Source organism: Flavobacterium sp. GL_143, from assembly GCF_057834355.1.
This window is the reverse complement of record NZ_CM174401.1, coordinates 5,391,651-5,416,336: the sequence shown is the minus strand read 5'-3', so window position 1 is coordinate 5,416,336 and position 24,686 is coordinate 5,391,651. Positions and strand designations below refer to the sequence as shown.

The following is a 24,686-nucleotide window of genomic DNA, read 5'->3' as shown; positions in this document are numbered from 1 at the left end:
AGAATAGAGGCAAGATGATAGAAGTAAGAGAATAGAAAAAATGGTAACGATTATTTTGTATGTAAATAGAACTGCAAAAGATTTTACCGCAAAGTGCGCAGTCTCGATTGCTATCGGGATACGCAATCCCGAAGTGTCAGGAGCAAAGTTTTAATTCTTTGAACCTTTGTAACTCAGAACCTCAGTACCTTTTTTTAAAGAACCTCAGTACCTTCCTAAAAACCTTTGTCCCTTTGAGCCTTTGAACCTCTGAATCTTTTTTTTAAATCCTCATCTATGTATCTCAATTGGATAAATAAATACATCATTAGGTTCAAATAATACTCTTAGATCTTTATTATAAAATGCTTTTCTGTTCTTGAATATTCCTTTTTTTGTATACGGACTTTTCACTTCAGTAAAATCATTTGGGTAGATAAGCTTTTTATCTTTACTCGAATAAATTTTAGTTTCTTCAACGTAAATATCTATAGTTGTGGCCGAGTTGAGTTTGATTTTTTTTAATTTATTCTTTTTGCCAAAAGTTAGTTTAAAATCTTCCCAGACCTGATATTTTTTTTCTTCTTGTAAAGGCAATTTTCCTATCAATTCCTTTATTTCCTTTTTCGTCATGCCAAATTTCAAAAAATCTAAACTTACTCCAGGTTTTAAAACGGAATTAAGTGCTAGTTTTTTACCAGGTCCATAAATGTTATTATAAGTTCTGCCCGAAACAATTTCTTTTTCTTCTTTCTTCTTTTTGTTTTCGGAATAAACGGCAATTTGGATTATTTCATAAGGAGACAACAGACCACTAATCATCATGTTTAAATCGGTGAATATTAAATCTCGATTTACAATATATGGGTTGTGTTTTGATAAAAAGAGGTTTTTTTCGTCCTCATTACCTATCGTATATTTGGTTTTGTCTATTTCGATACTAGTAGCATCGTTTAAAATTATAGTTTTTAATTTATCATTTTTAAAGTAAAAATAATAACCAAATTCTTTTGTTGAGCTTAATGTAAAACGAGATCCATTTGTATATTTCTCATACTCTCTGAATTCGTTTTTTTGTTTTAATATTTTCTCCACTTCATTAGGATTCATATCTATTTTATAATCATCAATCCCGTCTTTATATATTAAAAAAGTATTTTTCATTTGTAGTTATTAAATTTTGGTAACTAAGCTTTTTCCATGTAGTTTATAACAAAAAGTTCTTGCAAGATTCCGTCTGTATTCTCATCATTCAAAAGTAATTGCGGTTCCAGTTTTTTATCCGGATTTACATTTCCGTCTAAGATTCCTAAGACATCTACAACAGTTTCTGCAATCGTATTTTGTATAATTTCAAAAAACACCTTTTGGTTTTCTTTAGACAAGCTATTAAATAAATTTAAAGCCGATTTGTAATAGGGGATTAACTCATCGGTTACAGTAGTTTTTTCGTATATCTCTTTGTATAAATTAGTGCCCAATAAAACTACATCCTCATATAACATATCCAAAAAATGTTCGCTCATTTCTTCCGTCGTTTTCATATTATCTATTGGTTTTAAATTAATCTATTTGAATTATAAATATCAAAATCGATAAAACCCATTGTATGACTTTATCGATTTTGATCATTGTGTTTATTTTATATCTGCGTAATTATCGGTAAAAAGGCGTCCTTCGCCTATAGATATTAAAGTATTGTATGGGTCTTTGTAATCATCAGACATGATTGATGCCATTTGTAGATTTTTGATGCCCTTAATTTTATTGTCCTGAACATCAAGTTCACCAGAAAGAATAATCAGATTTTGATATTTTGCAATATAAGCCCCTTTATCTAGCTCGCCATTACTATGAAATAGGATAGTGAATTTATTGCCTTCGCCAGATATAAAAGTACCTTTTCCTTCCCATATTTCATTATTGCTATCATAGGAATAAATTAGAAAATTTTTGAAATCGATACTTAATTTAGCCGTATTTTGGTTAGAGAGCGTAAGAGTCGATGTACCGAAAGTAGTTCCTGATGCAAGATCTGCAAAGTTGGATTTAGCACAATAAAACGGATCAATGGTGTAAACACCTTCTACCAGAGGTGGAGTAGTGCCTTTGTGTATGGTAATCCCTAATTGGTCAATCGATTTTTGCATGGTACTATTTATATAGTAATCGTACAAGATTTGTTCTGGTAGTACTGGACGGTCTTCATTATCATCACTAGATGAACATGCGGTAGTAGCCATTACAATACATAAAAGAAATAACTTGATTGTGGTAATTTTCATAGCATTAATAATTTTGGAATTAATAGTGATAAGAAGTATTCTCAATAAGAATGTTTGTAACCAAAACAATTACAATTAAATGCACTTATTGAGAAATAGTTTCAGTTTAGTTATATGCGAATATCATTTTTATTAAAGTTATTTCAGACTATTATAAGTTTAAAAACGAGTATTTTAGGGTAATGTTTTTAGATTTTATTGATGATGTTTATTTAGGAAATAGAACAAAAAAGCTTATTAATATGATTAATTAAAGAGTTGTTTTTGGGTAAGATTTTGCTCTGTTTTTAATATGGATAATGGTTTTTCCTGTTGTTGCATCAATCTCAAATCTCTCCTCGCTTACTCCATGAGGAGTAAATTCGCATGGAATAATAATAAAATACTTCATTACTTGTGAGTTTCTAGATACAGACGAAACATAATTATTAGTCTTGATTTGGTCATTTTCATTCATAAGATCTATATCATATTCCTGTTTCATTTTCTTAACCAAATCTTGCCAACTAAATTTAAAAGGCTTGTCATTATTTATCTCCTTTATAAGTTCTCCTTTTTCATTAAATTCTCTTCGGAAACCAATAATGCAATCATAAAAGCTTTCTATTTCTTTTGTTACATTTAAAGTTTTCTTATCATACAAATGCCTTTTTTTTATAGGTGTATTTAAGTATGTTACTGTTTGTTGGTAAGAATCTGTATGTTCCAAGAGATAAATTTCAAGGGCATTACCATTACTATCTGTAGTTATATATCGGCAATAAGTAGCGCCGTTTTTTTTGTGTTTGTAAAATGATTCTAAATCAAATTTTCTCATGGTATTTTTTTTATAATTACAATTGGGTATAGCGAGAAATTTTTATTTTTCTGTCAGATGGTATATGATTTGTCCTGGTATAGCCCCAAAGAATAAATTCTAACTCTAGGTATTGAGCATCTTTTTTTAAAACGGTAGTTGAGTCTGGAATAATTTTAAATGAGTCAGTTTTTTCATCTTCAATGATTGAACTATTAGTGTTATCCTTTAAATCTTGATGATTGTTTTTACAATTAGTAAAAAAAATGCTAAGAATTAATAGTTGCCAGCTTTTCATTTTGCATTGCCTATTAGGCTTTGTTAACAGTGTCAATAACATGATGATTGAGTAATGTTTTGTAATTAAAAATGAACAAAACAGTCTTTGTCTGAATGTTTTTTGACTTATTAAATAATAATTTTGTCGAAACAACAAAGGTTCTCTTAATTAATGGCGATTAATACTATTATAAGTTTTAAAACTACTAGGTTAAGGTAATATTGAAGTGAAAATGATTGTAGAGACTGGGAGCCAGCTTATGGGGAAATTCATAAAGTTGAATTTTATGAGTTCTGTGTACAGAATTATTTGTTTTGACTTTTATGCAAATTGCAAATAATGAAGATCAGGAGCATAAACAGGGTTGTTTTGTTCTAGGTCATTTAGTATTATTTGGGTACAATCTTTACCGCCAATTATATGATAATACAACGAGCTAATTGTATGAATTGGGCCCAAAGGAAGTCCCCACCAGCCGAAAATTAAATTTAGCATAAAATAATTAAAAGAGTACTTGAGTGTATTCTCGTTAGGGCGAACAAAATAAATTGGGGACTCTTTTTTATAAGATAAAAAAAGAGCAGAAACGGTGTAAGGAAATGCAACAAATTTTCCTCCTTGCTGTATTAGTTGTTTTATTTCAAAAAGTGTAAGCCCTTCAGTGTTATTCGTTTTCATTTTTAGATTTTTTATAAGTTATATTTCAGAAAAGAAAATTGACAGGGTAATCCTTAAAGCGAAAGAATCTTTGACCCTAATAGTAAATAAGTCGTAATCGAAAAAACTGCGATGATAAATAGTAATGAAATCCATCCGAAGATGTGTCTTTTATTATAGTAAACTGCTATTGTTGATAATATAAGTGCTGCTAAAAGCGTGAGAGGAGTAATTACAACGATAGAAAATTTGCAGAAATCCTCAATTTTTGCTGGAGCAATAATAAAAATGATTATCAGTATAAGAAGAGTACTTAGGGATGTGAAGCCTAAAATTTGGACGCTTTTTTGTTTACTTTGCATCAAATGGTATTTTAATAATTAAATAAAAATTTGATTCTGTTTTAAAAGTATTGTGACTAAGAAATTTTAATCACATAAAAATTCGCATTTATTTATTGTTTAAAATATAACTACTTCTAATTCAGTATTTTTTGCGATTCAAGAAAAGTCATATGTAACTCTTAAATCAAAGTGCAAAGGTCTGTTTAAAGAAAGCTGTTTTACGCCACTAGAAGTTTTAAAATTAGCAAGTTAGGGTAGTTTTTTGCTGTTTTTGGCAATAGAGAATTGATAAGTAAGAATACTATTATAAGTATGTGATTTCGTAAAAGAATTTAATCTGAAAAGAATATAATAACTCGCTGGGTGTAATTAATTTTAACACATAGAAACATAGGTCTTGTACGCACAAAAAAGGCATTTCACTTGTTTTAAATGCATCCCGTCCCGATGCTTCGGGATCGGGACTAGCTATGTGAAAGAAATAGATTTCTTTTTGTACTCTTTTTTACACATAAAATCTATGTTTTAAATAATTTTTTCACGACCCGAGCGAAGCGAATAGACGCAGTAATTGCACCCAACGGGTTATAATAGTATTAGATTATAATGTACTTGATCTTTTATGTTTTAATAAAAAATCTTTATTCTTAAAATGTTTATGGATACTTTAAGTTAAATAGATATTTAATAGTAAGGTGTTTATAATAATTAAGAGTCGAATATATTCATTAATTTACTTTAGGTTTGTCGATAACGAACCATTTGTTATTTATCATAACCATGATTTTATCTTTTGAAAAAAAACTTGCCATATCATCATATTCAAAAGGAACGATGGTTTCTCCGTTTTTATTTATCATTCCCCATTTACCATTCAGAACAACTTTGGCTAAACCATCTTCAAAAGCATTTGCCAGTTTATAGATAATCGGAATTATAATTTTGCCGTTTTTGTTTACATATCCATATTTTTCATTTTTGGATACTAACGCTAAGCCCTCAGAGAAAAAACTTGAAGAAAAATCGGCTGGGTCATATATTAACGGAATAACTTCTTTTCCTGTCGCATCAATAAAACCACTTTTATTATTTAGTTCAACATAAGCCATGCCTTCGCGAAAAGCGGCTATGTTGTCATATTTTAGAGGTGTAATTTCATTTGCAGTTGCGTTTATAAAGCCCCATTTGCCATTTAGTTTTACAGCAGAAAATCCCCCTTGATAAGCCTCTATTTTATCATACTTTAATAAGGAATCATCAGTTTGCGTAGTTCGGTTTTTCATGCATCTGGCAGAAAGAAGTCCGACACTAATTGCTGTAATAAATACTATTATTTTTTTCATACACTCTATATAATTGGATAAATGTCTATTTAGGTTTAAGTAAAATCAAATATATAAGAAAAAACGTATATTTTAATACTTTTGAGTAAGAAAAAATGAACAGAATAAGTTTTTTTTTCCGTATATAACTTGAGCCTGCTTTAAAAAGAGTATTTTTTTGATAAGGTTTAAAACTAGATTCAAGAATCATTAAATTTTTTTGTAAATTGCTCTCCTAAAATTATCATATTCTCAAAATGGAACCACATATACCTTATATTCCTAAAAATAAAGTAAGAATTGTTACCGCAGCATCACTTTTTGATGGACATGATGCGGCAATTAATATAATGCGTCGTATTATTCAATCCACTGGAGTTGAGGTAATTCATTTAGGTCACGACCGTAGTGTCGAAGAAGTTGTAAATACAGCTATTCAGGAAGATGCAAATTCTATTGCGTTAACTTCTTATCAAGGTGGTCACAACGAATATTTTAAATATATGTATGACTTGCTTCATGAAAAAGGAGCTGGACATATCAAGATTTTTGGTGGTGGTGGTGGTGTAATCTTGCCAAGCGAGATTGCCGAATTACATGAATACGGAATCACAAGAATTTATTCTCCAGATGATGGGCGTTCTTTGGGATTACAAGGAATGATTAATGATTTGGTAGAACGTTCTGATTATCCTATTGGAGATAAACTTACAGATGAAATAAATCATATAGAAGATAAAAATCCAACGGCAATTGCACGTTTGATTTCTGCAGCCGAGAATTTCCCTGAAATTGCAAAACCTGTTTTTGATAAAATACATCAAAACAATACAACTTCTAAAATTCCTGTTCTGGGAATTACAGGAACTGGTGGAGCAGGAAAATCATCTTTAGTAGACGAATTGGTACGTCGTTTTTTAATTGATTTTCCAACAAAAACTATCGGAATCGTATCTGTAGATCCATCAAAACGTAAAACTGGTGGAGCACTTTTAGGTGACAGAATCCGAATGAACGCTATTAATAACTCCAGAGTTTATATGCGTTCGTTGGCAACTCGTCAATCAAATCTAGCTTTGTCTAAATATGTTGCCGAAGCGATTCAGGTTCTTAAAGCAGCTAAATATGATATTATCATTTTAGAAACTTCGGGAATTGGTCAGTCAGATACAGAGATTATGGATCATTCAGATGTTTCCTTATATGTAATGACACCAGAATTTGGAGCAGCTACGCAATTAGAAAAAATCGACATGCTTGATTTTGCCGATTTAGTAGCATTAAACAAATTCGATAAACGTGGTGCACTAGATGCTATACGCGATGTAAAAAAACAATACCAACGCAATCATAATCTTTGGGATAAAAATCCTGATGATATGCCTGTTTTTGGAACAATTGCTTCACAGTTTAATGATCCGGGGATGAATACATTGTATAAATCTATCATGGATAAAATTGTAGAAAAAACGGAATCAGATTTAAAATCGACTTTCGAAATTACTCGTGAAATGAGCGAGAAAATATTCGTAATTCCACCACACAGAACAAGATATTTATCTGAAATTGCCGAGAATAATCGTAAGTACGATGATACTGCTTTGTCGCAACAACAAGTGGCACAAAAATTATACGGTATTTTTAAAACTATCGAAAGTGTTACGGGCAAAATTCCTGTAATTACAAAGGCAGGAATAGATGATAGTGTTATTGTGGGAGATGATGAAAATCGTGTTTTCCTGAATCTTTTACTAAATCAGTTTGATAAGGTAAAAATGGATTTAGATCCATACAATTGGGAGATGATCCTAACTTGGGATGAAAAAGTAAATAAATACAAAAATCCTGTTTACAGCTTTAAAGTTCGTGATAAGGAAATAAAAATAGCAACACATACCGAAAGTTTATCGCACCAACAAATCCCAAAAATAGCTTTGCCTAAATACGAAGCTTGGGGAGATATCTTACGTTGGTGTTTGCAAGAAAATGTTCCAGGAGAATTTCCGTTTGCATCAGGATTATATCCTTTTAAACGTGAGGGCGAAGATCCATCACGTATGTTTGCCGGAGAAGGTGGACCAGAAAGAACCAACAAACGTTTTCATTATGTAAGTGCAGGATTGCCTGCAAAACGTCTTTCGACAGCTTTTGATAGTGTAACATTATATGGTAATGATCCCGATGTACGACCAGATATTTATGGTAAAATCGGAAATGCCGGAGTTTCTATTTGTTGTCTGGATGATGCTAAAAAATTATATTCAGGTTTTGATTTAGTTCACGCTTTAACATCTGTGAGTATGACTATTAATGGGCCAGCACCTATGTTGCTTGGTTTCTTTATGAATGCAGCAATCGATCAGCAATGTGAGTATTACATTAAAGCCAATGATTTAGAAAAAGAAGTAGAACAAAAAATCATCAAACTATACAAACAAAAAGGAGTTACAAGACCTAAATACCAAGGCGATTTGCCAGCGGGAAATAATGGTTTAGGATTAATGCTTCTGGGAGTTACAGGTGATGAGGTTTTACCTATTGAGGTTTATAATGATATAAAAGCCAAAACACTTTCGCAAGTACGTGGAACAGTTCAAGCTGATATTCTTAAAGAAGATCAGGCACAAAACACTTGTATTTTCTCTACCGAGTTTGCTTTACGATTAATGGGAGATGTTCAGGAATATTTTATTACGCAAAACGTACGTAATTTTTATTCGGTTTCTATTTCAGGATATCATATTGCCGAGGCAGGAGCAAATCCAATTACGCAATTGGCATTTACGCTTTCTAACGGTTTTACTTATGTAGAATACTATTTGAGCCGCGGAATGAATATCAATGATTTTGGACCAAACTTATCATTCTTTTTCTCGAATGGAGTAGATCCCGAATACGCAGTTATTGGTCGTGTAGCGCGTAAAATTTGGGCAAAAGCCATGAAGATTAAATATGGTGCTAACGAAAGAGCACAAATGCTTAAATACCATATCCAGACTTCGGGGCGTTCATTACACGCACAAGAGATTGATTTTAATGACATTCGTACGACATTGCAAGCTTTGTATGCTATTTATGACAACTGTAATTCATTGCATACCAATGCGTATGATGAAGCAATTACAACACCTACCGAAGAATCAGTTCGTCGTGCTATGGCAATACAATTGATTATTAATAAAGAATTAGGTTTGGCGAAAAACGAAAACCCAATACAAGGATCGTTTATAATCGAAGAATTAACCGACTTGGTAGAAGCGGCTGTTTTACAAGAATTCGACCGAATTACTGAGCGTGGCGGAGTTCTTGGTGCAATGGAAACAATGTACCAACGTTCTAAAATTCAGGAAGAGAGTTTGTATTATGAAACATTAAAACATAACGGAGATTTCCCAATTGTGGGTGTAAATACTTTCCTGAGTTCAAAAGGATCTCCAACAGTTATTCCAGCTGAGGTTATTCGTGCAACAGAAGAAGAAAAACAATATCAGATAGATATGTTGAACAACTTACATGAGTATCATAAAGAATCGGTAAAAGACCATCTTAATACTTTGCAAGAAGCAGCTATTAAAAACGAAAACTTATTCGCCCATTTAATGGAAGCTACAAAGGTTTGTTCGCTTGGTCAAATTACTTCGGCATTGTTTGAAGTAGGAGGACAGTATAGAAGGAATATGTAATTATTACGATTTTATAGATTTAGGAAACCTCTCTGATTATGAGAGGTTTTTTTGGTTTTACTACTATTAAAATTTCAATATTAATGATTTTTCTTATTTTATTGTTTATATATTAGCCCAAAATATTAGTAACTATTAATTCTCGAAATAATATAATTAAAATGATATTTATAAATAAAAATCAAAAATTTATTAAAGTTTTTACAATTGCTTTAGCATTTAGTTTGATCTTTTTAAAGCAAATTAGTGAGATATTAATAAAAGTTGGTAGCGTTATTGATTATAATGATATTACATTTAAAGTTGGATATTTTTTAATTTCCTGTTTTCTCATTATTTCATATATTTTTCTGTTAAAGAAAAAATTTATACATAACGTTCAAACTAATTTCTTGATTATATATATAACAGTAATTTACATATTATTAAGATTCGTATTTTTCAATTTTATCTATTTTAAATCTTCAGATATTGTATTTATTAAGTACGCTGATATAATAATTTTGATAGCTTTTCTTCATTTGTTAAATTTATTTTTTGAAAGTGAAAAAAATAATTTGATAAAAAAAAGAGATCATAATGATTCCTTTTTTTTGGAAGACAAATTATATGTAGATAGTGAGATAGATAATGAAAAAATTTTAAACAGATTATTTGAAGTAGTCTCAAATTTTAAGCCTGATGTGGCTTTTAGTATCGGTATAAATGCTGTTTGGGGGTATGGTAAAAGTAGTTTTCTACATAGATTTAAAAAAAAATATGAGAGTACAAACCCTAACGGTATTATCTTTTGGAATAGAATTTGGAAAAATAAAGGTTCAATCGCTATTATTGAAAATTTCTTTGAAGAGTTAAAGGATAATTTGAAACCATATTCTGGCGAAATCTCAGATGATATTAATAAATATGTTGATTCAATTTTAAGTTTGTCTAGTTCAGATTTAAAAAAAATCATAAATACTGGTAAAGATGCTCTTTCCGAAAATTCCACTTTGGAAAAATTTTATTATGATATAAATGAAAATATTAAAAAAATTGATCGGCAAATTGTAGTTTTATTAGATGATTTAGATCGATTAGAAAAGCCAGAGATATTAAATACTCTTAAATTGATTAGAACATTATCAGATTTTAATAATGTAATTTTTATTGCGGGTTATGATAGGAAGTATATTGTTGAAACGATTGATATGCCAAAGGATAATTATTTGGATAAAATTTTTAACGTTGAGATTAATTTGCTTCCTTTTGATGAGCAACTTATTATAGATGAACTTTTAAGGCAAGTAGATGTTGCTTTTCCAATAGTAGTTGGGGAATCAGATTTAGTAGGTTTCAATAATGCTTTTAAAAATCTTTTTGCAAAAAAAATAAATACTTCGTCTGAGGTAAGTTTAAATGTGTTATTAGATCAAAATAATTTCAGTTGCACTAGTTATACATTAAAATATCAAGATTTTTTAAAAACATATCGTGATGTTAAGCGTTTTGTAAATGAATTTAAATTTAATGCTTTATTTCTTGACAGCCAAGAAGATGTTATAGCTGAAGAATATATTTTATTAAAATTACTGACTTATAAATATAGAGAATTACAAAATGAAATTTTTGTATCGATTAAGTCAATTTTTGATAAGGGATATATTGATGATGTAAACAATAAAATTCAGCAGTTTGGAGGATCAAGTTCTAATAGTGTTTATTTATATAATAAAGAAGTTCAAGAGAAAGTTAATACAATACTCGAAAAATATTCATCGAACGATAAAGAAATAATAAATGCTACACTTTACTTATTATTTGGAAAAAAAACACTAAAATTTTATGAGCTAAATCAAAACTCAATTTCTAAAATATATTACACTGATATTTATATTAAAAATAATATTGTAGGTGGTCAAATTTCTATTACTCAATTGCAAAGTGCTTTTGAGAAAGGTGGATTGTTTATAATTGCAAAAGATCTTTCAGATTCTCAACATCAGTATCAATTTCAGCTTGCTAATGAAATAAAGCAGTTTATTTTTAATAATGAGTTCAATACAATAGATCAGTTTAAAGACATTCTAAAAACGTTGAATTTTATAATACTTAATACTAGTTATAATGATAATCAGAAAGTAATAGATTTACTTACAAAAGGGTTTGAAACTTTTTATGAAGAAGATAAAAAAACTTTTTTAGATAATTTACTGATAATAATAAATAATGATTCTATTGGTTACTTAGATAATCTTTTTAGTTCAATAAATATAAATATAAAAAGAAAAGAGAGTAAATCATTTTATGTTGATGGAATAAACAATTACAAGAATAATCACTTAACTGCTCCGGATTTAAAATATTTACTATTAGAAAAGTTAAAGAATGCTATTGGATCATTGAAGTCTCCAGAAGTTATTTTTTCTATATATAATTTAGATCTAGAACTTATCACAATAGATAAAAAAATGGTGCATTCAAAAGAAGCAAATCAAGCTGTAAGAGAAGATATCAAATTTAGATTTATAGATTATATAAAATCTCCTTTTTTTTCAACATTAGTTGAGCGCATAGATGAAATTACAGTAGAAATGATAGAATATGAGCCTAGTTTCTTATTATCTCAAATATTTTCAAATCCAAAAGCTTTAGATTTATTAATTAAAAATCCAGAAGATATTAATTTATTTGAAGAATTACAGAAGGAAGGATGGCAAAATTTTCTCTTATTTTTAAATAAAATTGATGGCGAAATGACCTATGTTGGTAAAATTGATAGAGAACTATTAAAAAGAATGAAAAAAATTGTAAATGCTTATATAGATAATAACTATGAGGCATTGGACAAAACACAATATGATGAAATTTGGAAAAAAAGGATCTTGCTTTAAAAGTTCTTAGCTCACGGTTAATGTAAAAAAAAAACAATACTTATTTAATTATTTTTAATTAAATAATTCCACTCCACGAAGTGTTCGCAATTGCTGTGCATTCTATGATGAAAAACAAGTAAAAAGAGTTAAAATTCAAGATGCAAATTTATAAGTATTTATATAGGGAGTTTCTCTAGTTATAACAGCGAAAATTCTGCTTATAAGTTTGCATCTAATATTATTTAAAACCAACATTGAGTTTTTACCTTCCGCTTTTTTCTTTTTGTAATATTCTTTTAATTGTGGATCATATTTTAATGTTGTCATAGCACACATTTGCAATAATGACTTCATTTTTTTATCTGCCATATGATTTACTCTTGTCCTTCCTTTTACACTCGAACCTGAACTATGTTCAAAAGGCGCAACACCAGAATAACAGGCAAATTGTCTCCAGTTTTTAAAAGCTGTAAATCCTTTTGTTGCAATAATCAAATATACGCTGGTTTGTTCTCCCAATCCAGGAATCGATTTGATAAGTTGAGCTTGCTTAGTTAATTGATCGTTTGCTTTGATGACTTCTTTAATTTTTGACTCAATTTTATGGATGGAATTTTTAATAGATTTGACAAGAGTTTGGTTAATTTGTGATACTTCTTTAAAAATTATTTTATCCGTGAAAGCTTTACTTTCCTTAGTCGCTTGTAGAAGTAATAACGCTTTTAGCATTTTCTCTCTTTCAGTATAAAGAATTTTTAATTTCTGAATATCCATGCTTGCGAAAGCGAATAGTTTTAATTTATCTATATTTCTATAACTGTAATAAGAAATATCTTTAGCATCAGTTTTGTCATTTTTTCCTCTTGAAATTCCTTTAGATTTTTTTATTTCAATAGCGGGAACAATCCATAAATCTAGATTAAGTTTCACTAAAACACTTGATAAATGATTGGTATAAACACCTGTGTTCTCGCAACAAAAAAGAGTACATCCTTTATCAACTTTTCTATCCAGTTTTTTAATAAAAATAGAAATACTCTTAATATTGTTTTCTATGATAAAATGCTCTGATTTAAGAGTTAAAGAATCAAGAATATTAATATCCAATTTTGCTTTTGATACATCAATACCAACATAAAATAAATACTTTTTCATAACTTTGAATTTAAGATGAATAAAAATGTTGAACTTCTTTAGAGCCTTTATTAGACCGCCATGTCTATCATTCTATTTGAAGCAATTCAACGGGATTCAAGGAGAAGGCAGAGGACTAATGCACAGCATGGTTCTTAACTAGCGAAGTCTAAAGTTCACCTCTGCTTTCCTTTGAATAAAATTAAAGTTTTTTATCTAATCCAAAGTAAAGGCGAAGTCTCCCGACTTCGCACCCACTCCAATAATCTGCAAAGAGAATCAAAAAGATAAAATTGGAACAGAGAAATCTTCGCGAGAAGCTCGACTAAGATTGAACTTTCGTTGTGGAGTTACTTGTGAAGATTTCTCCTTCGTCGAAAAGACAATATTGTGGTTGAGGTTTTATGTGCGTCATGATCAAAAACTAGAATGCATGATTTTGAGATTTTGGAAATAAAAATTACTACAACAGAAATAAAGATATTAGTTCAAAACCTTTCAAAGATGAAAGGTTTTTTTATATTTTAGTGTTATGAAAAACACTACCTATTATATTCTGTTTCTTTTTGTTACGGTTTGTAGTTATGCTCAGGATAAGCAATTGTTACAAACGGGAGTTATTATCGATTCGGTGAAAATTGCAACGACTCCATCAGAATCGTATGCAATTTATTTCCCAAAAAAGTATGATGCCAAAACTCCAACGGCATTGGTTTTTATTTTTGATCCAGATGCAAGAGGAAAAATAGCAATTGAGCCGTTTATATTGGCTGCAGAAACGTATAATTATATTTTGGTATGCTCTAATACTTTAAAAAATGGATCTACCCAAGTTAATATTGCAGTTGCTAATAGATTATTTGATAATGTATTGCAAACCTATCCTATTGATACTTCCCAACTTTATATTTCGGGCTTTTCGGGTGGTGCCAGATTAGCTAGTTTTTACGGAATATCTTCGGGTGCTTTTCAAGGTGTTATCGCTTGTGGAGCTTCTTTTAATGGCATGGATAAGCTTATTCCTCCTTCTAACAATTTTTCTTATGTAGGTATGGTTGGAGATAGAGATATGAATTACCTGGAAATGATAGCAAATAAAGAATGGCTGGATAATGCAAAGATTGTAAATACACTTTTTATTGCACATGAGGAACATGTTTGGCCTAAACAAGCCGAGATGCTTCGCGCATTTGACTGGTTGGAAATTCAGGCATATAAAAAAAATATCAGACCAAAGAACGATACCATTATTAAAAGGATTTACGATAAAAATTTGCGAATATCAGATAGTTTAAAGGCTAATAAAGAAATGGTTTCTTCGGTGAGTGCGTATGAAAAAGGAATTACTTTTTTTAATACAAATGAAGATAATTTTATAAGAACCAAAATTGCCGAAATCAAAAAAACTAGAGAGTATAAAGATGAAGTTGCAAAAATGAAGAAGATAAAGGTTCAGGAAAATGAAATTTTAGATAAACTTTCGCTTCGTTTTGATCAAGAATTAAAATCGGCTAAGGGGAACACTAATTTTAAGTTTTGGAATACCGAAATGAAGAAGTTGAATGCGATGAAGCTCGATAATAATGATATTCCAACCCAGAATATGGTAATTAGAGCATTATATTGGTTTCAGGTTATAGTTTATGAAACTGGAGAGGAAAATAAAAGAAACCAACAAAAAGATAAAGCTGATTATTGTACCGAATTGTATAAAATTATTACGGAAACAAATTAAAGATAAAAGCCCAATTCTTAAAGAGAATTGGGCTTTTTATAATAACTAAATTGTAATTGTTTTGCTTAATAAAAAGCAGATAAATTAACGACGAAAAGCTGGGCTTTGATTATAAGATTCGTCAGTTGTTTTGTTTGCTTTTGAAGATTTTACGATAATTTCGTGTTTTACTTTTTTAGCATTGTCTTGAAATTCTAAATAATAAGTTCCCGCAGGGTATTCTTCTAAACTTAATGTTTTTGAAGTTTCTAATTCATTAGTTGCTATTCCTTTATATATCAAATGACTTTCGTTATCAATAATAGAGAAATTTGATTTCTGTTCTCCATTCAAAGTAAAACTAACTACTTTGCCATTTCCAGTTTTTATATTCAAGATATAATCCCCTTTTCCATCAATTGCATAAGTACTCATTGATGTCAAAAAAATAACCAATACTAAGCTTAATCCTAAAATCTTCTTCATGTCTTTGTTTTTGTTTTTTAATTTTCAAATCGCGGTGCGCAAAACTACAAATAGTTCGCTAACTACAAAATATTTTTTATATTATTTTTAGTCCTAAGTCGTTGACTTAAAAGTGTTTCGGCTGAACTCGTGATTATATACGGATTTATAAGATTCTTGGATGTTATTTTTATAACTTTTGTCAAATCAGTATTTTGCATTTTTGTAGTGGTTGACGCACAAAAGATAAATTTAGAATAAAAAATGATCGAAAAAATAGCTCTCTTTTGAATATTTGACACTATTATAAACAAAAAAAAACAGCTCTTTTAACCATAAAAGGGCTGTTTTTAAACGATGACGTTTTTAACTTTACTAACTAAATTAATTCATTTTTATAAATGAGTGGGAATGCAATTTTCTAACGTGATGCTACAGCTGTATTTTTAGCATTAGTTGTTTTGTATGTTTGTGAAATAGATTTGTTAGACAATGTAGATTCTCCATTGGTAACATTAATTTCATATCTCAATTTTTTTACGTTGTCTTCAATATCCAGAAAATAAGTTCCTTCTGGAAACTCTGTCAGATCAAATGCTTTTAAAATTCCGCCTTTACCTGTTGCGTTTTCAGAGTAAATTAAGATACCATCTTTATCATAAATAGAAAGATTTGCTTTTGATACATTGTTTAAAGCAAATGTAATTAGTTTACCGTCGCCTTTTCTTACATGAAGTGCAAAATCGGTATTTCCATCAATTGCATAAGTACTCATTCCTGTAAAAAGTACTGCACATACTAGACTTAATTTTAGAATCTTTTTCATGGCTTTAGTTTTTTAATTATTAGTTCTAATTCTCTGATGCTAAATTACTTTAAGAATATATTGTTTTACACATCTCTATTTGCCAATTTCTATGCTATATTCTCATTTACGAAAGCGTTATAGGTTAAAGTTTAAATTATATTAGGTGTTTTAGTTAAATTTGTTTTTATTTTTCAAAGAACTTATCATGAAGAACACCGCCCCAGCTCTTGAAGTGATATCAAACTCCTACGGAAGCTCTTTTAGCTATATTAAGCATGTCGAAAAGACCAATAGCAAATCCCATTTATGGCATTATCATCCCGAAATCGAATTGGTTTATGTAAACGGAGGTGCGGGAAAACGACAAATAGGAAGTCATGTTTCATATTACACCAATGGCGATTTGATTTTAATAGGAGCCAATTTGCCTCATTGTGGTTTTACCAATGAACAAACTGGGAATAAAAACGAAATCGTTATCCATATCAAACCAGAATTTTTAGGAAATGATTTTTTTGGAGTTCCCGAAATGAAAAAAGTTCAAAATGTTTTTGGTCAAGCCAAAGCAGGAATCGCATTTGCAGGAGAAACCAAAGAACGAATTGGTAAGAAAATAGAAATGATGGAAAACCAACTTCCATTAGAACGATTGCTAACACTCCTGAGTATTTTAGACGAATTAGAATCTTCTGAAGATTATACGGTGCTTAACGCCGATGGGTTTTCGTTAGAATTATACACTCAGGATAATGACCGTATTAATGTTGTTTTTAATTATGTAAAAGACCATTTTCAGGAATCGATTGCTATCGATGAGGTTTCGAGTTTAGTAAGTATGACTACACCTTCTTTTTGCAGATATTTTAAAAAAATCACCAATAAAACCTTTACTACATTTGTTAATGAATACCGTTTGGTACACGCTTCGAAGCTTTTGGCAGAAAAGCCTATTAGTATTAATGAGGTTTGTTATGAAAGCGGATTTAATAATTTTAGTCACTTTAGTAAATTATTTAAGACCTATACAGGGAAAAGTGCGTTGCAATACCGTCAGGAATTAAAGACTGTGATTAAGTAATAGAAATTAACCGCAAAGAGTTTAACCGCAAAGGGCGCAAAGATTTTATAAGTGAGATTCTATAAAAACGCAAAGTTCGCAAAGCTGTATGTTTTATCGGCTTTGTGAACTTTACGTAAAACCTTTGCGTGCTTTGTGGTTAATTTTTAAGCTGAGCAAATCCGTGTCATCTGCGTTCCCTTTTAGACAATCTTTATAATTTGAGTTCTATCTAAGTCTTTGTCAGAGTACTGTACGGGACAGTAATAATCCATTTTTTAGAATTGAAGTTTCATTTTGTATGTGAGAAAAAATTATATTTACATTCTTGTTTTTCGAATATTGTAACAAACAAGTGGTAATTAGTTAGATTTAATCAAAACAATCAAAATTATACTTAATGAATTTATTTAGAACACTCATCGTATTAACACTTACGGGAATAGTTGTTTCAAGCTGTGGCAAAAAAGAACCAGCAGTATTTCCAGATCCTTTAATAACCAATCGTGATACAACAATAAATCCTGCGGATGATTTTTTTAACTACGCCAATAATGGTTGGTTTAAGAAACATCCAATTCCGAGTACCGATAGTAGCAACGGTATTGGGAGAATTGTTATGGATACAATTAATGAACAAATAAAAAGTATTTGCGAAAAATCAGCAGCAGATGAATCGGCTGCAAAAGGAAGTAACAAACAAAAAATAGGCGATTTTTATGCTTCAGGAATGGATACAATTGCCATCGAAAAAGCAGGTTTATCTCCGCTTAATAGCGAAATGAAAAAAATTGCAGCTATAAAAGATGTTCCTTCTTTGGTAAATTCTATAGCGCATTTACAAACTCTTGGTACAAGTCCGGCTTTTTCATTTTATGTAGGTCAAGACGATAAAATAAGCACAAAATATGCGTTGTTTTTTGGTCAGGGCGGATTAGGAATGGGGCAAAGAGATTTTTATCTTGATACCGATAAGCGAAATGAATCTATTCGTAAGGAGTATTTAATTCATCTTAAAACGATGATGAAATTTACAGGCGAAGACGAAGCAACGGCTGCCAAAAGCGCTGCAACTATCATGAAGCTGGAAACTGATCTGGCAAAATCTTCTCGTAAACTAGAAGCACTTAGAGATCCAGTAAAAAATTATAACAAACTTACTGTTGAGCAATTCAGCAAAACGACTCCAAATATTGATTGGAAAACAGTTTTACCAATTTTGGGTATTTCCAAAGCTGATACGGTAATTGTAGGTCAGCCTGAGTTTTTTACTTCATTAAATAAGTTATTAAAAACATATCCTGTTGAGGAATGGAAAACTTACCTTAAATGGAATCTGGTAAATTCTTATGCTGAATATTTAAATGCAGCGGTTGAGAAGCAAAACTTCAAATTCTTTTCGACAGTAATGAATGGAGTTAGTACTCAAAAACCACGTTGGAAAAGAGTTGTTGGGCAAACAGACAGCTATTTAGGTGAATTAGTAGGACAAGTATATGTAGCCGAATATATGCCAAAAGGGGTTAAAGAAAAATTACTAGAAATAGGTAATAACATACGTGATGTATTTGCGGTACATATCAAAAAATTAGATTGGATGAGTGATGCCACAAAAGAGAAAGCATTACAAAAATTAAATAAAATCGTAATGAAAGTTGGATATCCAGATAAATGGAAGGATATGAGTAAGCTTTCTACTGATAGAAGTTCATTTTGTAGTAATGTATTAAAAGCTAATTCTTGGCATTACAATGATATGGTTAACAAATACGGTAAACCTGTTGATAGAACTGAATGGAGTATGCAACCACAAACATATAACGCTTATTATAATCCTAGTAATAACGAAATTGTGATTCCGGCTTGTAATATTATCGTTCCAGGTTATGAAGGAAGAATGCCTGATGATGCTATCTTATACGGAATTCTTGGAGGTTCTTTCTTTGGACATGAAATCACGCATGGTTTCGATGATCAGGGAAGTCAATATGACGATAAAGGAAACCTAAATAATTGGTGGACTGCCGAAGATTTGAAAAAATTTAAATCTAAAACGAAGTTGATTGTAGATCAATATAATAAGTTTACTGTACTTGGTAAACACGTTAACGGAGAAGCAACACAAGGAGAAAATATTGCCGATTTAGGTGGTGTTGTAGTAGGTTATGAGGCATTTAAGAAAACGGCTCAGTATAAAAATAATGAGAAAATTAGCGGATTAACGCCAGATCAACGTTATTTTCTTTCTTATGCTTATTCTTGGATGATTAATAGAAGAGATGAGTCTAAGATTAATCAAATCATGACCGATGTACATTCTCCAGAGCAATTTAGAGTAAATGGGCCATTAAGCAATATGCCAGAATTCTATAAAGCATTTAATGTGAAAAAAGGAGATAAAATGTATCAGCCAGATAGTTTACGTGTAGTTATTTGGTAGGTTTTTTTAAGGTTCAAAGGTTTAAAAAAGGTTCAGAGGGACAGAGGTTTCCTGTAGGGACGCATCACAGGCATCTTTTTGGAGGTTCAGAGTTTTTTTATAAGGTTTAAAAAAGGTTCAAAGGTTTTCTGTAGAGACGCACCGCAGTGCGTCTTTTTGGAGGTTCAGAGTTTTTTATAAGGTTTAAAAAAGGGACAGAGGTTTTCTGTAGAGACGCACCGCAGTGCGTCTTTGTCAAAGAGAGTCAAAGAGTTTTGAACACAAAATAAACATAAACTTATTTTTTAGAGATAAGAGTAATCTCCGCAAGGAATTGACACAAACTAGTCAGTTTCTTATGGAGATTCTTTTTTTGGAAGAAAAAAGTTTGCGTTTGCTGTATGTTCAATCCAAACCTTTGTCCCTTTATAAAACCTTTGCACCTCTGTGGCTTTTGAATCTTTTTTTATATCTTAGAACCTTAGTCTCTCAGAACCTAAAAAAAAAACCTTTATCTAAAAAAAAAATGAAAAACTTTAAAATTATATTGTTGGCTGTTTTTTTATGCAGCTCCCTTTTATCTTATGGAGCCAAAGTAGATACGCTACAAATAGAGAGTGTTGCAATGGGAAAAACATATAAAGCAGCAGTTGTTTTACCAAATTCGTATGCCAAAAGTAAAGCTTCGTTTCCTGTATTGTATTTGTTGCATGGTGCTTACGGACATTTTGGAGATTGGCTAAAAAACACACCAGATAAAAAATTAGTGCAAAATTTATCTGATCAATACAATTTGATAATCGTAATGCCCGAAGGAGAAACATTTAGTTTTTACTTAGATAGTCCAGTAAATAAAGGAAGTCAGTTTGAGACTTATATAACCAAAGAAGTAATTCAGAAAATAGATAAAACCTACCGTACTATTAATGATAAAAAAGGAAGAGTAATCTCGGGGCTTTCGATGGGAGGTCATGGAGCATTGTATTTATCATCCAAGCATCCAGATTTGTTTTGTGCAGCAGGAAGTATGAGTGGCGCAGTAGATATGGGCGGAATGCTTAATCGTGACGCAGTACAGGTAACTAAATTAATGGAACCCGTTTTTGGTAAAGAAGGAGTGCCACAAGAAGTATATGCATCATATGCTGTACTTGGTATGGTTGATAAAATGAAAGCCAATAAACTGGCATTGATAATTGATTGTGGAGTAGATGATTTTTTAATTGAACCGAATCGTGAACTACACCGAAGATTGGTTTACAGTAAAGTAGATCACGATTATACCGAAAGACCCGGAGCGCATACTTGGGAATATTGGGAAAACTCATTGCCGTATCATGTATTGTATTTTAGTAAAGTATTGGCTAAAAATGGAGTTGTGGTACATTAAAACTATACAATTCTAAAAAATAGCCTTTTATGATTTAAATGTTATGTGTTGAAAATTAATGATTTGTATGTGATTGTGTAATTTTTTTTCAAGAAAATAGTACATATTATTTTTTTTGGTTTGATTTTTGGAATACCTTTATGTATAACTTAAAAAATAAAAAAACATGAAAAAGATAATTACACTTTTTGCAATAGTAGGATTGATAGTATTCTCTAGTTGCGAAGGAGATGAAGGACCTCCAGGACCTCCTGGTCTACTTGCAGAAGTTATTCAGGTAAATTATTCATTTCAACAGAGTAATAATTTTAGACTTCGTTATGATTTGAAACCTGAAATTTTCCCTGGTGATATGGTTTTAGTCTATAGATTAGTAGCAATTGAAGACGGGGTAAAAGTTTGGAATCCGATACCAGAATCGGTTTTTGATAGCAATGGTGCTTTCGATTTTAGTTATAATTTTGAATTTTCAAGATTTGATGTCGATATTTTTATGTTAGGGTATGATTTAGGCACTGTAACACCTGGCCTAAGATTGGATCAAACATTTAGAATAGTTATTATTCCAGGAGATGGTATTAACTTAACTGCTAAAAAATCATCAGTAAATTTAAATGATTACAACACAGTTATCAAAAAATATAATATTGATGACAGTAATGTTAAAAGTGTGGAATTGTAATTAATTTGTATAGTACAATAAAAAAGGGAATCGTAAGATTCCCTTTTTTATTTTCTAAAAAAAAAACATTTAATCCGTGTTTTCTCTTTAGCGAATCCGTATCATCCGCGTTCCATCTACATTTAGGAGAGAGTTAGAGGATTTTTAATGAACCTTAATCTCTTAATGGTTCGAAAAAAACTGATGTATTTCTATTCTTCTGTTTTAGAAATTTTCTCTTTGTTTTTGCTTAATCGCAATGAAACAATAATTCCTATAATTAGTGAAAGTCCGATAAAGGTAAGTGAGCCCCATTCGGGTACTTCGATATAATCGTGGAGTAACATTTTAAGACCTACGAAACTTAAAATAGCAATTAGGCTGTATTCTAAATAACTGAATTTAGCCAACATATTAGCAAGGAAAAAATACATCGAACGTAATCCGAGAATAGCAAAGATATTAGAGCTAAATACTAAAAAAGGATCTTTGGTAATGGCAAGAATTGCAGGAACGCTGTCGATTGCAAATAAAACGTCCATAAACTCAATTACTATTAAAGCAACAAATAGCGGAGTGGCAGCTTTTGTTCCTTTTTCAGTTAAAGTGAAAAATTTTTCATGCTCCATGTGAGAGGTAATCGGAATTACTTTTCCTAATACCTTATATATAAAAGAGTCTTTTGGATGAAAATCTTCCTCTTTGCCCGAAAATAACATTTTCATTGCTGTAAACAGTAAGAAAGCACCAAATACATAAGTTGTCCAGGTGAATTTATTGATAAGCATAACGCCAAAGAAAATCATCAATCCGCGGAAAATGACAGCGCCTAGAATTCCCCAAAATAAAACACGATGCTGGTATTTTTGTGGAATCTTGAAAGAAGCAAAAATAATAGCAATCACAAAAATATTATCTACGCTTAAAGATAATTCGATTAGATATCCGGTAATGAATTTTATTGCGGCAGCAGCTGGTTTTAGTCCGTCGGGATTTTCTATATAATCAGTACCATATAACCAATATATTACGCCAGAGAATAAAAACGAAACACTTACCCAGATAAGAGTCCACCTGCTAGCTTCTTTTGTGCTTATAATGTGTGGTGTTTTATTAAATACGCCAAGGTCTAGAGCAAGAATAAGTACTATTGCTATTAAAAAAAGTATCCAGACTATCATAAGCCGATTTTTTTAGTGAATTACAAAGATAGTTTTTGATTTTATACCTAAAAAGCATATTTCCAATATTTTAACGATGCTTTTGGATTGTGTAAAAGAGAAAAGTAAAAATTTTACCATTAAGAGATTAAGGGGGATTAAGTTTTAATCTGTGGCAATAAAATTAACCGCAAAGGGCGCAATCCCGAAGCGTCGGATACGCAAAGGTCGCTAAGTTTCAAATTCTATGCGAAGGGGACGCGGATTAAACGGATTCGCTAAAGCGAAAACACGGATTAAACGGATTTTCTATCTGTTGTTTTTAAAATCCGTTTTTCATCCGCGACTTTACTTTTGTAAATCTGTTTAATCTGCGTCCCTTTATATAGACAATTTAAGATTTGGTACTATTCTTAAATTTTCTTAATTTCTTAATGGTAAAACTTTTTTACAAAAATAAAGAGCATAAAAAAAGTGCCTACATATATATGAGGCACTTTTTGGTTTTATGAAGCTATGAGATTACAATGCTGATTTTACAGTTTTGATAATTCTTGCAGCAATTTTATATGGGTCGCCGTTAGATGCTGGTCTTCTGTCTTCTAACCAACCTTTCCAACCTTTTTGTACTGTAATTAATGGGATTCTTATTGATGCTCCTCTATCAGAAATTCCATAAGAGAAATCATGGATAGAAGCAGTTTCATGTTTACCAGTTAAACGTAAATCGTTGTAAGCACCGTAAACTGCAATATGCTCAGCAGTAACAGGACGGAAAGCCTCACAGATTCTTTCGTAAGTAGCTTGATCTCCACAAGTTCTTAAAACTTCGTTAGAGAAATTAGCGTGCATTCCAGATCCATTCCAATCTGTATCACCAAGTGGTTTTGGGTGATATTCGATATAGTAACCATATTTCTCTGTTAAACGATCTAGTAAGTATCTTGCAATCCAGATTTCGTCACCAGCTTTTTTTGCACCTTTAGCAAATAATTGAAACTCCCATTGTCCGCAAGCAACCTCTTGGTTGATACCTTCAAAGTTAATTCCAGCTGCGATACATAAATCTGCATGTTCTTCGACTAATTTTCTTCCGTGAGTATTTTTCCCACCTACAGAACAGTAGTACATACCTTGTGGAGCAGGATAACCTCCAACAGGGAAACCTAATGGCAATAAAGTTTTAGTGTCCATGATGAAATATTCTTGTTCGAAACCAAACCAGAAATCATCATTATCATCATCAATAGTAGCTCTACCGTTAGAAGGATGTGGAGTTCCATCAGCATACATAACCTCAGACATTACTAAGTATCCATTAATACGAGTAGGATCTGGGTAAATTGCAACAGGAACTAATAAACAGTCAGAAGATCCACCTTCGGCTTGCTTTGTAGAAGATCCATCAAATGACCAATTACCAAGTTCTTCTAGTGTTCCTTTAAAATTTTCGTGTTCTTCAACTTTAGTTTTGCTTCTAAGATTTTGAGTTGGTTCATATCCATCTAACCAAATGTACTCTAACTTTATTTTAGCCATAATAATATAAATTAATTTTTCTTTTTTTTTTGGATTTTTTTGTTGGGTCAAATATATATTTATTTTTTTATTGCTAGAAAAACGGGGGTAGTTTTTATTTAGGGTAATGTTATTTTTTGCATAAGCTTAATTTTTGCG

Annotated in this window: 19 protein-coding genes; 7 read left to right on the top strand and 12 right to left on the bottom strand. The window is 30.9% G+C overall.

The genetic code is table 11. The features are described from left to right. Nucleotides 1-270: 270 nt before the first annotated feature. The 7 genes from AC3IPI_RS22840 to AC3IPI_RS22810 all read right to left on the bottom strand — a co-directional run bounded on the left by AC3IPI_RS22840 (nt 271) and on the right by AC3IPI_RS22810 (nt 5,684). Nucleotides 271-1,143, bottom strand: a complete 873-nt coding sequence (locus AC3IPI_RS22840; protein WP_409417113.1) for a hypothetical protein — start codon at nt 1,141-1,143, stop codon at nt 271-273. Nucleotides 1,144-1,166: 23 nt separating this feature from the next. Beyond that, entirely contained in the window at nt 1,167-1,523 is a 357-nt protein-coding gene (locus tag AC3IPI_RS22835; RefSeq protein ID WP_086894588.1) for a hypothetical protein, read from the bottom strand. A 93-nt stretch (nt 1,524-1,616) separates the two neighbouring features. Further along, a complete protein-coding gene (locus AC3IPI_RS22830; RefSeq protein ID WP_489155985.1) occupies nt 1,617-2,264 on the bottom strand; it encodes a hypothetical protein in 648 nt (215 codons plus the stop codon). Between the two features lie 250 nt (nt 2,265-2,514). Then, nucleotides 2,515-3,081: a PTS ascorbate transporter subunit IIA gene (locus AC3IPI_RS22825; protein ID WP_039111095.1), complete on the bottom strand. Its 567-nt coding sequence runs from the start codon at nt 3,079-3,081 to the stop codon at nt 2,515-2,517. Between the two features lie 16 nt (nt 3,082-3,097). Beyond that, entirely contained in the window at nt 3,098-3,358 is a 261-nt protein-coding gene (locus AC3IPI_RS22820; protein ID WP_123912089.1) for a hypothetical protein, read from the bottom strand. Nucleotides 3,359-3,661: 303 nt separating this feature from the next. Next, nucleotides 3,662-4,018 (bottom strand): hypothetical protein, encoded by a 357-nt coding sequence (locus AC3IPI_RS22815; RefSeq protein WP_489155982.1) that lies wholly within the window; start codon nt 4,016-4,018, stop codon nt 3,662-3,664. Between the two features lie 1,051 nt (nt 4,019-5,069). Then, nucleotides 5,070-5,684 carry a WG repeat-containing protein gene (locus tag AC3IPI_RS22810; protein WP_489155980.1) on the bottom strand — a complete coding sequence of 205 codons (615 nt, stop codon included), beginning with the start codon at nt 5,682-5,684 and terminating at the stop codon, nt 5,070-5,072. 236 nt (nt 5,685-5,920) lie between these two features. Between AC3IPI_RS22810 and AC3IPI_RS22805 the strand changes: the two genes are divergently transcribed. Further along, nucleotides 5,921-9,346 carry a methylmalonyl-CoA mutase family protein gene (locus AC3IPI_RS22805; protein ID WP_489155978.1) on the top strand — a complete coding sequence of 1,142 codons (3,426 nt, stop codon included), beginning with the start codon at nt 5,921-5,923 and terminating at the stop codon, nt 9,344-9,346. A 161-nt stretch (nt 9,347-9,507) separates the two neighbouring features. Then, entirely contained in the window at nt 9,508-12,219 is a 2,712-nt protein-coding gene (locus AC3IPI_RS22800; RefSeq protein ID WP_489155976.1) for a P-loop NTPase fold protein, read from the top strand. A gap of 135 nt (nt 12,220-12,354) precedes the next feature. On the opposite strand, the gene AC3IPI_RS22795 is transcribed toward AC3IPI_RS22800, so the two are convergent. Continuing rightward, the gene (locus tag AC3IPI_RS22795) at nt 12,355-13,356 is read right to left on the bottom strand and encodes an IS110 family transposase (protein WP_489155974.1); all 1,002 of its coding nucleotides are present in this window, start codon (nt 13,354-13,356) and stop codon (nt 12,355-12,357) included. Between the two features lie 511 nt (nt 13,357-13,867). Here AC3IPI_RS22795 and AC3IPI_RS22790 point away from each other — a divergent pair. Then, entirely contained in the window at nt 13,868-15,070 is a 1,203-nt protein-coding gene (locus AC3IPI_RS22790) for a hypothetical protein (RefSeq protein WP_489155972.1), read from the top strand. Between the two features lie 84 nt (nt 15,071-15,154). Here the strand turns inward: AC3IPI_RS22790 and AC3IPI_RS22785 are convergent, their stop codons facing one another. Then, the gene (locus AC3IPI_RS22785; protein ID WP_409417101.1) at nt 15,155-15,535 is read right to left on the bottom strand and encodes a T9SS type A sorting domain-containing protein; all 381 of its coding nucleotides are present in this window, start codon (nt 15,533-15,535) and stop codon (nt 15,155-15,157) included. Nucleotides 15,536-15,935: 400 nt separating this feature from the next. Next, nucleotides 15,936-16,340 (bottom strand): T9SS type A sorting domain-containing protein, encoded by a 405-nt coding sequence (locus AC3IPI_RS22780; RefSeq protein WP_039111083.1) that lies wholly within the window; start codon nt 16,338-16,340, stop codon nt 15,936-15,938. 187 nt (nt 16,341-16,527) lie between these two features. Between AC3IPI_RS22780 and AC3IPI_RS22775 the strand changes: the two genes are divergently transcribed. From AC3IPI_RS22775 to AC3IPI_RS22760, 4 genes are all read left to right on the top strand, one after another. Beyond that, nucleotides 16,528-17,400, top strand: a complete 873-nt coding sequence (locus tag AC3IPI_RS22775) for an AraC family transcriptional regulator (RefSeq protein ID WP_489155968.1) — start codon at nt 16,528-16,530, stop codon at nt 17,398-17,400. Between the two features lie 379 nt (nt 17,401-17,779). Beyond that, on the top strand, nt 17,780-19,819 hold the full coding sequence (locus AC3IPI_RS22770; protein WP_489155966.1) for a M13 family metallopeptidase: 2,040 nt from the start codon (nt 17,780-17,782) through the stop codon (nt 19,817-19,819). A 505-nt stretch (nt 19,820-20,324) separates the two neighbouring features. Continuing rightward, nucleotides 20,325-21,188 carry an alpha/beta hydrolase gene (locus AC3IPI_RS22765; protein WP_489155964.1) on the top strand — a complete coding sequence of 288 codons (864 nt, stop codon included), beginning with the start codon at nt 20,325-20,327 and terminating at the stop codon, nt 21,186-21,188. Nucleotides 21,189-21,354: 166 nt separating this feature from the next. Beyond that, nucleotides 21,355-21,870, top strand: coding sequence for a hypothetical protein (locus AC3IPI_RS22760; protein ID WP_489155962.1), 516 nt, complete (start codon nt 21,355-21,357; stop codon nt 21,868-21,870). Between the two features lie 191 nt (nt 21,871-22,061). Here the strand turns inward: AC3IPI_RS22760 and AC3IPI_RS22755 are convergent, their stop codons facing one another. Both AC3IPI_RS22755 and AC3IPI_RS22750 read right to left on the bottom strand, forming a co-directional pair. After that, on the bottom strand, nt 22,062-23,030 hold the full coding sequence (locus tag AC3IPI_RS22755; protein WP_489155960.1) for a TerC family protein: 969 nt from the start codon (nt 23,028-23,030) through the stop codon (nt 22,062-22,064). Nucleotides 23,031-23,531: 501 nt separating this feature from the next. Then, on the bottom strand, nt 23,532-24,548 hold the full coding sequence (locus AC3IPI_RS22750) for a glutamine synthetase beta-grasp domain-containing protein (RefSeq protein WP_039111076.1): 1,017 nt from the start codon (nt 24,546-24,548) through the stop codon (nt 23,532-23,534). Between the last annotated feature and the right edge of the window lie 138 nt (nt 24,549-24,686).

Bases quoted from the DNA above. Each gene is read 5' to 3' on its own strand.
- AC3IPI_RS22840 (WP_409417113.1), bottom strand. From the start codon at position 1,143: ATGAAAAATACTTTTTTAATATATAAAGACGGGATTGATGATTATAAA.
- AC3IPI_RS22835 (WP_086894588.1), bottom strand. From the start codon at position 1,523: ATGAAAACGACGGAAGAAATGAGCGAACATTTTTTGGATATGTTATAT.
- AC3IPI_RS22830 (WP_489155985.1), bottom strand. From the start codon at position 2,264: ATGAAAATTACCACAATCAAGTTATTTCTTTTATGTATTGTAATGGCT.
- AC3IPI_RS22825 (WP_039111095.1), bottom strand. From the start codon at position 3,081: ATGAGAAAATTTGATTTAGAATCATTTTACAAACACAAAAAAAACGGC.
- AC3IPI_RS22820 (WP_123912089.1), bottom strand. From the start codon at position 3,358: ATGAAAAGCTGGCAACTATTAATTCTTAGCATTTTTTTTACTAATTGT.
- AC3IPI_RS22815 (WP_489155982.1), bottom strand. From the start codon at position 4,018: ATGAAAACGAATAACACTGAAGGGCTTACACTTTTTGAAATAAAACAA.
- AC3IPI_RS22810 (WP_489155980.1), bottom strand. From the start codon at position 5,684: ATGAAAAAAATAATAGTATTTATTACAGCAATTAGTGTCGGACTTCTT.
- AC3IPI_RS22805 (WP_489155978.1), top strand. From the start codon at position 5,921: ATGGAACCACATATACCTTATATTCCTAAAAATAAAGTAAGAATTGTT.
- AC3IPI_RS22800 (WP_489155976.1), top strand. From the start codon at position 9,508: ATGATATTTATAAATAAAAATCAAAAATTTATTAAAGTTTTTACAATT.
- AC3IPI_RS22795 (WP_489155974.1), bottom strand. From the start codon at position 13,356: ATGAAAAAGTATTTATTTTATGTTGGTATTGATGTATCAAAAGCAAAA.
- AC3IPI_RS22790 (WP_489155972.1), top strand. From the start codon at position 13,868: ATGAAAAACACTACCTATTATATTCTGTTTCTTTTTGTTACGGTTTGT.
- AC3IPI_RS22785 (WP_409417101.1), bottom strand. From the start codon at position 15,535: ATGAAGAAGATTTTAGGATTAAGCTTAGTATTGGTTATTTTTTTGACA.
- AC3IPI_RS22780 (WP_039111083.1), bottom strand. From the start codon at position 16,340: ATGAAAAAGATTCTAAAATTAAGTCTAGTATGTGCAGTACTTTTTACA.
- AC3IPI_RS22775 (WP_489155968.1), top strand. From the start codon at position 16,528: ATGAAGAACACCGCCCCAGCTCTTGAAGTGATATCAAACTCCTACGGA.
- AC3IPI_RS22770 (WP_489155966.1), top strand. From the start codon at position 17,780: ATGAATTTATTTAGAACACTCATCGTATTAACACTTACGGGAATAGTT.
- AC3IPI_RS22765 (WP_489155964.1), top strand. From the start codon at position 20,325: ATGAAAAACTTTAAAATTATATTGTTGGCTGTTTTTTTATGCAGCTCC.
- AC3IPI_RS22760 (WP_489155962.1), top strand. From the start codon at position 21,355: ATGAAAAAGATAATTACACTTTTTGCAATAGTAGGATTGATAGTATTC.
- AC3IPI_RS22755 (WP_489155960.1), bottom strand. From the start codon at position 23,030: ATGATAGTCTGGATACTTTTTTTAATAGCAATAGTACTTATTCTTGCT.
- AC3IPI_RS22750 (WP_039111076.1), bottom strand. From the start codon at position 24,548: ATGGCTAAAATAAAGTTAGAGTACATTTGGTTAGATGGATATGAACCA.